Here is a 6,938-nt window from a genome sequence, read left to right on the forward strand (position 1 = left end):
CGAGGGCGACAAATGGGCGGCAAAAAAAGTGATCGAGATTCCTGCCGAGCCGGCCGATCCCGACCTGCTTCCCCCCCTGCTCAAAGGCTTCAAAGCGGTGCCCCCGCTCGTTACCGACATCGATCTCTCGGTCGACGACAAGTACCTCTATGTCTCCTGCTGGGGAACAGGCGATCTCCTGCAATACGACGTGAGCAATCCCTTCGCGCCTAAGCTCACCGGCAAGGTCCGCATCGGCGGAATCGTGTCGCGCGCCGCCCACCCCAAAGCCAAGGGGCCGCTCAACGGCGGACCGCAAATGGTCGAGATCAGCCGCGACGGCAGGCGCGTCTATTTCACCAATTCGCTCTACGGCGCGGTCGATCCACAGTTCTACCCCGAAGGCATCGACGGCTGGATGGTGAAGCTCGACGTGGATCCACGCGGCGGCATCTCCTTCGACCCGAATTTCTTCATCGACTGGCCGGAGAGCCATCGACCGCATCAGATCAGGCTCGAGGGCGGCGACTGTTCGTCGGACTCCTATTGCTTCCCGTGAGCGGGAGCGCCGGCTCTCCGCGCCTCGGCATCGGCCACGTGGCGTTTGACGGCAACGAAACTGTCGGGCGTGACCGAAATCGAGTCGATGCCACAAGCGACCAGAAACTCGGCGAAATCTGGCCGATTGCTCGGCGCCTGCCCGCATAGCCCGACCTTGGCGCCCGCCTCGTGCGCCCGCTCGATGACGGTGCGGATCATCCACTTGACCGCTTCGTTCTCCTCATCGAACAGCTCAGCAAGCAGCTCCGAGTCGCGATCGACGCCGAGCGTCAGCTGCGTCAGGTCGTTGGAGCCGATCGAGAAGCCGTCGAAGCGCCGGGCAAATTCTTCCGCGAGAATGACATTCGACGGAATCTCGCACATCACGTAGACCTCGAGCCCGTTCTCTCCGCGGACTAATCCGTTCTCGGCCATGACCTCGAGCACGCGATCCGCCTCTTCCGGCGAGCGGCAGAACGGAATCATCACCACGACGTTGCCGAAGCCCATCTCCTCGCGCAGGCGCCGGACCGCGCGGCATTCGAGCGCGAAGCCCTCCCGGTACTGCGGCGAGTAGTAGCGCGAGGCGCCGCGGAAGCCGATCATCGGATTCTCCTCGTTCGGCTCGAACTCGGCTCCGCCGATCAGGCCGGCATATTCGTTGGTCTTGAAGTCGCTCATCCTGATGATGACCGGCTTCGGGTGGAACGCGGCGGCGATGCGCGCGAGCCCCAAGGAAAGGCGATCGACAAAATAATCGGGCTTGCGGTCGTAGCCGCGCGTTAGCTCGTCGATCGCCGCTATCGCCTTTCCGTCGGTCAGGCTATCGGAATGGACGAGCGCCATCGGATGCACCCTGACCTGATTGGCGACCACGAATTCCATGCGCGCGAGCCCCACTCCGTCGGCAGGCAACCGCCACCAGCGAAACGCGGCGGCCGGATTGGCCATGTTGAGCATGGTCCTGGTCTTAGTTGCCGGGACGGCGGTGATATCCACCTCTTCGGTGGTGAACTCGGCGATGCCGTCATAGACGAAGCCTTCGTCACCCTCGGCGCAGGAGACGGTGACCATCTGGCCGGGTTGGAGCACTTTGGTGGCACCGCTCGCGCCGACGACGGCGGGGAGCCCGAGCTCGCGGCTGACGATGGCGGCGTGCGAGGTGCGTCCGCCGCGCTCGGTCACGATGGCCGCGGCCCGCCGCATGATCGGCACCCAGTCGGGGTTGGTGGTGGTCGTCACCAGAACCGAGCCCGAAACGAAGCGCTGGATGTTCTTCGGATCGTGAATGATGCACACGGGCCCGGAGACGATGTCCCCGCCGATGCTCAGCCCCGAGGCGAGGGTCCGTCCTTTGCGCCCGATCGTGTAGGTCCGCTGCAGGCCACCGGCGGCGCGCGACTGCACGGTCTCTGGCCGCGCCTGCACGATGACGATCTCGCCGCTTATCCCGTCCTTGGCCCATTCGACGTCCATCGGCACGCCATAGTGGCGCTCGATGGCACAGATCACGCGCGCAAGATCGAGAATCTCGGCGTCGGTCAGCACAAAGGCAGAGCGCTCGTGGGGGCCGGTCTCGACGTTGCGCGTGGGCTCTGCCGCCACGCCCGTGTACACCATCTTGATGGCCTTGCCGCCCAACCTCTTGTGAACGATCGGCGTCAATCGAGGCTCGGCGAGCAACGGCTTGAACACCTGATACTCGTCGGGATCGACGGCGCCTTGCACGACGTTCTCGCCCAACCCCCACGCCGCATTGATCAGGACGACGCGGTCGAAGCCCGTCTCGGTGTCGATAGAGAAGGCAACGCCCGCGCCTGCGAGGTCCGAGCGCACCATTTGCTGCACGCCGATGGAAAGAGCCACTTTGAGGTGATCGAAGCCCTTGGCCTCGCGATAGCTGATGGCGCGGTCGGAAAAGAGCGAGGCGTAGCAGCGGCGGCAGGCGTCGAGCAATTCATCCTCGCCGCCGATATTGAGGAAGCTTTCGTGCTGTCCGGCAAAGCTCGCTTCGGGGAGGTCTTCGGCCGTCGCGCTCGAGCGCACGGCGACATCCGGCCGGTCGGCACGAAGACGCCTGGACAGGTCGCGATAGGCCTGACGGATGGAACCGGCAAGATCCTCCGGCCACGCGCCTTGCTCGATTGCCGCGCGGATCGCTTCGCCGGTTTCGGCGACCGAGATCTTCCCTTCCTTGAGCGCCGCGAGCTTTGCTGCGATTAGCGGCCGGAGACCGTTCGTCTCGATAAAATGCCAATATCCCCCGGCGGTGACGGCAAAGCCGGGCGGCACCTTGATGCCGTGAGCCGAAAGGTTGCGGACCAATTCTCCGAGCGAGGCATTCTTGCCGCCGACGGAAGCCACGTCGCCACGCGCGAGGTCCTCGAACCAGCGAATGTATTTCGCCGCCGCTTCAGTCTTCATGTCGACCTCGAAGACTGCCTCATGCCTTGTGACAAGAGTTTGCTTTACAGCAGGATTTATAAAGCCTGTCGCCTCTATTATGGGAACGGAGATGGCGGTTCCACGCGAGGGCACAAGGTGGCAAGGCAACGAGCTTCCTCCCCCGCCCGTGGTCGATGGGTACGGGCATCTCGTGGGGCTCATTACCGAACGCAATTTCTTGCGGCCTGGAGCAGGACACAAGCGGCCACGCTGGTTTCAGGTCTTGGCCGGTCGGGTCAAGAAAGGATTGCGCCAGCAAGCCGGCCGCAAGGTCGACGATGTGATGACGCCCGACCCGATCATCGCTACCGAAGACGCCTCGCTCGACCAAGTGGTCGTGCTGGTGGACCGCCACTCATTTCATCGCTTGCCGGTGATGCGGGGGACGACGCTCGCATCATAAGCCGCGCCGATCTCCTTCGCGCCCTGGTGCAAAGTCTGCACAAGACTTCGGTCTTGTCGAAGCAAGATGCGGACATTCGGGCTCGCATGACGGCATTGGAGCGCGAGGCTTGGCTCCATCGCACCAGACTCTAGGCGCGCTGCCGGGTGCGAATCGCTTCGGCGGCACCTTTGAGAGTCGCCAGCTCGGCGAGGATCACGAAGACGGGTATGGTCTCGAGATAGGCCGTCATGCGGCCCTTCCCCGCAAAGGATTCGCGGAACGAGCCGCGTGCCAGTAGCGGCAAGATTTTCGGCGCAATCCCGCCGCCGAGATAGACGCCGCCCCTCGCCCCGAAAAGAAGAGTTGCATCGCCGGCAAAACTGCCGAGGCAGGCGAGGAAGAAATCGAGCGCTTCCACGGCTAAATCGTCCTCGCCGTCGAGGCCCCGCACGAGGATATCGTCCGGTTCGAGCTCGTCGCGACTTTCCCCGTGCGACGCGGCGATCGCGCGATAGAGGTTGGCGAGGCCGGGCCCCGACAGTACGCGCTCGGCGGAAAGATGCGCGCGGCCCTGACGGAGACGTTCGAGGAGGGCAAGCTCGCGCTCGTCTTTTGCGCCGAGCGATACGTGGCCACCCTCCCCCGCAACCGCGATCCACCCGTTACCCGACCAGACGAGCCCGGCAACGCCGAGCCCCGTTCCCGGTCCCAGCACGAGCTTGGGCGCTTGCGGCTCGGGTTCCCCGCCTCCGATCTGGCGAAGGTCCGAGGGGCTGAGATAGGGCAATGCGTGCGCAAGCGCCTCGAAATCATTGAGTACGAGAAGCTCGTCGAGACCAGTGATGCGGCGAAGCTCGCGTTTGGTGAAGGACCAGGTCGAATTGGTGAGGTGAACTTCCTCGCCGAGGACGGGAGCCGCGACGGCGATGGCGACGCAAACGGGCGAAAGGGGAAGCGAGGCGAGATAGGCAGAGAGTGCAGCGGCGAAGTTCGGCTCGGCGGCGCAGCGGATTCGGCAAATATGGGACAGATCGAGCGTGGCGAGGTCGGCCAGTGCGAAGCGCGCATTGGTGCCGCCGATGTCGGCGACAAGGGCCCCTCTCCGTACCGTGTCCTCCTTCCGCATCGGCTCAGCCTAGCGGAGCATCGTTCCGAAAATCTATATGCCGACGACGCTCCCGACGAGCCTCGGCAGCAGCGCGTTCAGGCGAGTGCTTCGGGGTCGACTCGGACGACGCCCAATCCTTCCAGGCTCTTGCGCGCGGCGCCCATCGAACCGTCGACGTCGATGCCCCGGCAGGCATCCTCGATGACCGCCACCCCGAAGCCCTCGCGCTTGGCATCTTCGGCCGAGTAGCGCACGCAGAAATCGAGCGCGAGCCCGGCGAGAAAGACGCGGGCAAAGCCGCGCTCGCGGAGATAGCCGACGAGCCCCGTCGGCGTCTTGCGGTCGTTCTCGTAGAACGTCGAATAGGAGTCGATCGCGCGGTGAATACCTTTGCGCAGCACGAGTGCCGCGTGCGGGACATGCAGGTCCTTGTGGAACTCGGCGCCGTGCGTTGCCTGAACGCAATGATCAGGCCAGAGAATTTGCTGTCCATAGTCGACCGCGATGATGTCGTAAGGCTTCTTGCCGGGATGAGCCGAGGCGAACGACAAATGATCGGGCGGATGCCAGTCTTGCGTGAGAACAACGTGAGGAAATTGCTTGGCGAGGCGATTGATCACGGGGACGACTTCATGGCCGTTGGGCACCGACAGGCTGCCCCCGGGGCAAAAATCGTTCTGGATGTCGACGACGATGAGGACATCCCGATCGCCGATCTTGATCCTGGCCATCACCGCTTCCGGTCCTGATCCTCAAAACGGCGGTCGAACTCGGCGGCCAAATCGCGCAAAGACTTGCCGAGTTCGACCGGATACTTGGCGCCGGGCTCGAGTTCTTGCAATGGCCGCGGCAGGCACTCGAGCTCGCGCGCCGCATACGCTCTGATCTCGTCGAGGGAAAGCGACGGCAAGAGACGCTTGCCATCCCGCATGACCTGGCAAATCAGCTCGTCGCCCGTCTCCCGATCCCCTTCCAGTGCCAGCACATCGCCCTCCATACGCCCTCCGGATCCGTAGCTGCGCCATATCTGCTTCCGGCCGGGCCAGGTCGCCTTGCCGGCCGCATATTTCCGGCGCGGCAGCCCGGCATATTCCTGGATCTTGTAAGCACAATCGAGGACCGGCACATCGGAAGAGGTGGTGAGACTCGTGCCGATGCCGAAGCCATCGACCGGCGCATTGGCCTTGGCCATGGCCACGAGCTGGTCCTCGTCGAGACCGCCGCTGGCAAAAATCTTGACGCCGGCAAGACCGCCCTCGTCCAGGATGTGGCGCACGCTCTTCGAGAGCGCGATCAGGTCGCCGCTATCGAGGCGGACCGCACTGATCGCGATGCCCGCTGCTTTGAGCTTCGGCGCGAGCGCGACGACTTTCCGCGCCGCGGCCTCGGTGTCGTAGGTGTCGAGGAGAAGCGTCAGTGCTTCGGGACGGGCGTGTGCGAACCGCTCGAAGGCAACCATTTCGCTGTCGTGCGCCTGAATGTACGAGTGGGCCATCGTGCCGAACAGCGGAATGGCGAAGTCCCTTGCCGCAAGCACGGTCGCGGTGCCGGAGAACCCGGCGATGTAGCTCGCGCGGGCGGCCATCAGGCCGGCCTCTGCCCCATGGGCGCGTCTCAGCCCGAAATCGACGAGGAGCTTGCCCGGTGCGGCGAGCACCATGCGGGCCGCCTTCGAGGCAATCAGCGTCTGGAAATGGAGGATGTTGATCAGGCGCGCCTCGACGAGCTGAGCTTCCGGCAGAGGCGCCGTCACCCGCATGATCGGCTCGTTGGCAAAGAACACCGTGCCTTCGGCAATGGCATGGACATCGCCGGTGAAACGAAGCTGAGCGAGGTAGTCGAGCGTGCGGACGCTGAACTTGCCCGTGCCGCGCAGCCAGTCAATCTCGTCCTCGGTAAAGTGCAGGGTTTCCAGGAAATCGAGCGCCTGCTCGAGCCCGGCGGCCATCAGGAAGCCTCGCCGCGGCGGAAGCCTGCGCACGAACAGTTCGAACACGGCCGTCTTCGTCTCGCCTTCGGCGAGATAGGCCTCGATCATATTGAGCTGGTAGAGATCCGTGAGCAGCGGGCTTGAATCTGCGCCCCTGCCCCCGTCAAGAACGGTCGCGCTCATTATACTGGAGGCGCTGGTCGGGCGGCGATCGCATGTAAATTGCCGATTTCTGTGCCCCAGACACTAGTAATTCTTGGCCTAACCTTCCAGTGTCTTGAAGGGCTATAGCGCTCTATTGAGGTGCGGGATCTCCTTCGAGCTTGTCATTGCCCTTGATTGCGGCCCAGCGCGGCGACGACTGCCAAATCATTCGGCTCGCGGAATCGCTTCCCGAGTCGCCCTGAACGGCAGCCATGCCGGGCTTTGAGGGTGCGCTTTCTCCCGGCGGTGGCGGGAGAGGCGCGCGATCGACGCGGCCTTGCGGCTCGTAGGCGACGGGCGGAGCGGCCGCCTCGTCGGTTCTAGGCGTGCCGCAACCCGCCAGTCCC

7 protein-coding genes are annotated in these 6,938 nt (G+C 64.1%); 2 read left to right on the plus strand and 5 right to left on the minus strand.

From position 1 onward, the window contains the following. Nucleotides 1–538 (plus strand): selenium-binding protein SBP56-related protein (locus tag VFB18_RS13350; protein ID WP_324976184.1); only part of this gene is annotated, 538 nt, incomplete at its 5' end. On the opposite strand, the gene ppsA is transcribed toward VFB18_RS13350, so the two are convergent. Further along, on the minus strand, nt 523–2,943 hold the full coding sequence (gene ppsA / locus VFB18_RS13355; RefSeq protein WP_324976187.1) for a phosphoenolpyruvate synthase: 2,421 nt from the start codon (nt 2,941–2,943) through the stop codon (nt 523–525). The genes VFB18_RS13350 and ppsA overlap by 16 nt on opposite strands. 91 nt (nt 2,944–3,034) lie before the next feature. On the opposite strand from ppsA, the gene VFB18_RS13360 reads away from it, so the two are divergent. Continuing rightward, on the plus strand, nt 3,035–3,367 hold the full coding sequence (locus tag VFB18_RS13360) for a CBS domain-containing protein (RefSeq protein WP_324976190.1): 333 nt from the start codon (nt 3,035–3,037) through the stop codon (nt 3,365–3,367). 130 nt (nt 3,368–3,497) lie between these two features. On the opposite strand, the gene glk is transcribed toward VFB18_RS13360, so the two are convergent. From glk to VFB18_RS13380, 4 genes are all read right to left on the minus strand, one after another. Then, nucleotides 3,498–4,475 carry a glucokinase gene (gene glk / locus VFB18_RS13365; protein ID WP_324976192.1) on the minus strand — a complete coding sequence of 326 codons (978 nt, stop codon included), beginning with the start codon at nt 4,473–4,475 and terminating at the stop codon, nt 3,498–3,500. Between the two features lie 77 nt (nt 4,476–4,552). Then, entirely contained in the window at nt 4,553–5,188 is a 636-nt protein-coding gene (pncA, locus tag VFB18_RS13370; RefSeq protein WP_324976194.1) for a bifunctional nicotinamidase/pyrazinamidase, read from the minus strand. Continuing rightward, nucleotides 5,188–6,570, minus strand: coding sequence for a nicotinate phosphoribosyltransferase (locus VFB18_RS13375; protein WP_324976196.1), 1,383 nt, complete (start codon nt 6,568–6,570; stop codon nt 5,188–5,190). Before VFB18_RS13375 ends, pncA begins: the two co-directional genes overlap by 1 nt. 112 nt (nt 6,571–6,682) lie before the next feature. Continuing rightward, a partial coding sequence (locus tag VFB18_RS13380) for a hypothetical protein (RefSeq protein WP_324976198.1) occupies nt 6,683–6,938 on the minus strand: 256 nt, incomplete at its 5' end.

The sequence above is a fragment of the Methyloceanibacter sp. genome, from assembly GCF_035650995.1.
GTDB lineage: Bacteria > Pseudomonadota > Alphaproteobacteria > Rhizobiales > Methyloligellaceae > Methyloceanibacter.

Bases quoted from the DNA above. Each gene is read 5' to 3' on its own strand.
- ppsA (WP_324976187.1), bottom strand. From the start codon at position 2,943: ATGAAGACTGAAGCGGCGGCGAAATACATTCGCTGGTTCGAGGACCTC.
- VFB18_RS13360 (WP_324976190.1), top strand. From the start codon at position 3,035: ATGGCGGTTCCACGCGAGGGCACAAGGTGGCAAGGCAACGAGCTTCCT.
- glk (WP_324976192.1), bottom strand. From the start codon at position 4,475: ATGCGGAAGGAGGACACGGTACGGAGAGGGGCCCTTGTCGCCGACATC.
- pncA (WP_324976194.1), bottom strand. From the start codon at position 5,188: ATGGCCAGGATCAAGATCGGCGATCGGGATGTCCTCATCGTCGTCGAC.
- VFB18_RS13375 (WP_324976196.1), bottom strand. From the start codon at position 6,570: ATGAGCGCGACCGTTCTTGACGGGGGCAGGGGCGCAGATTCAAGCCCG.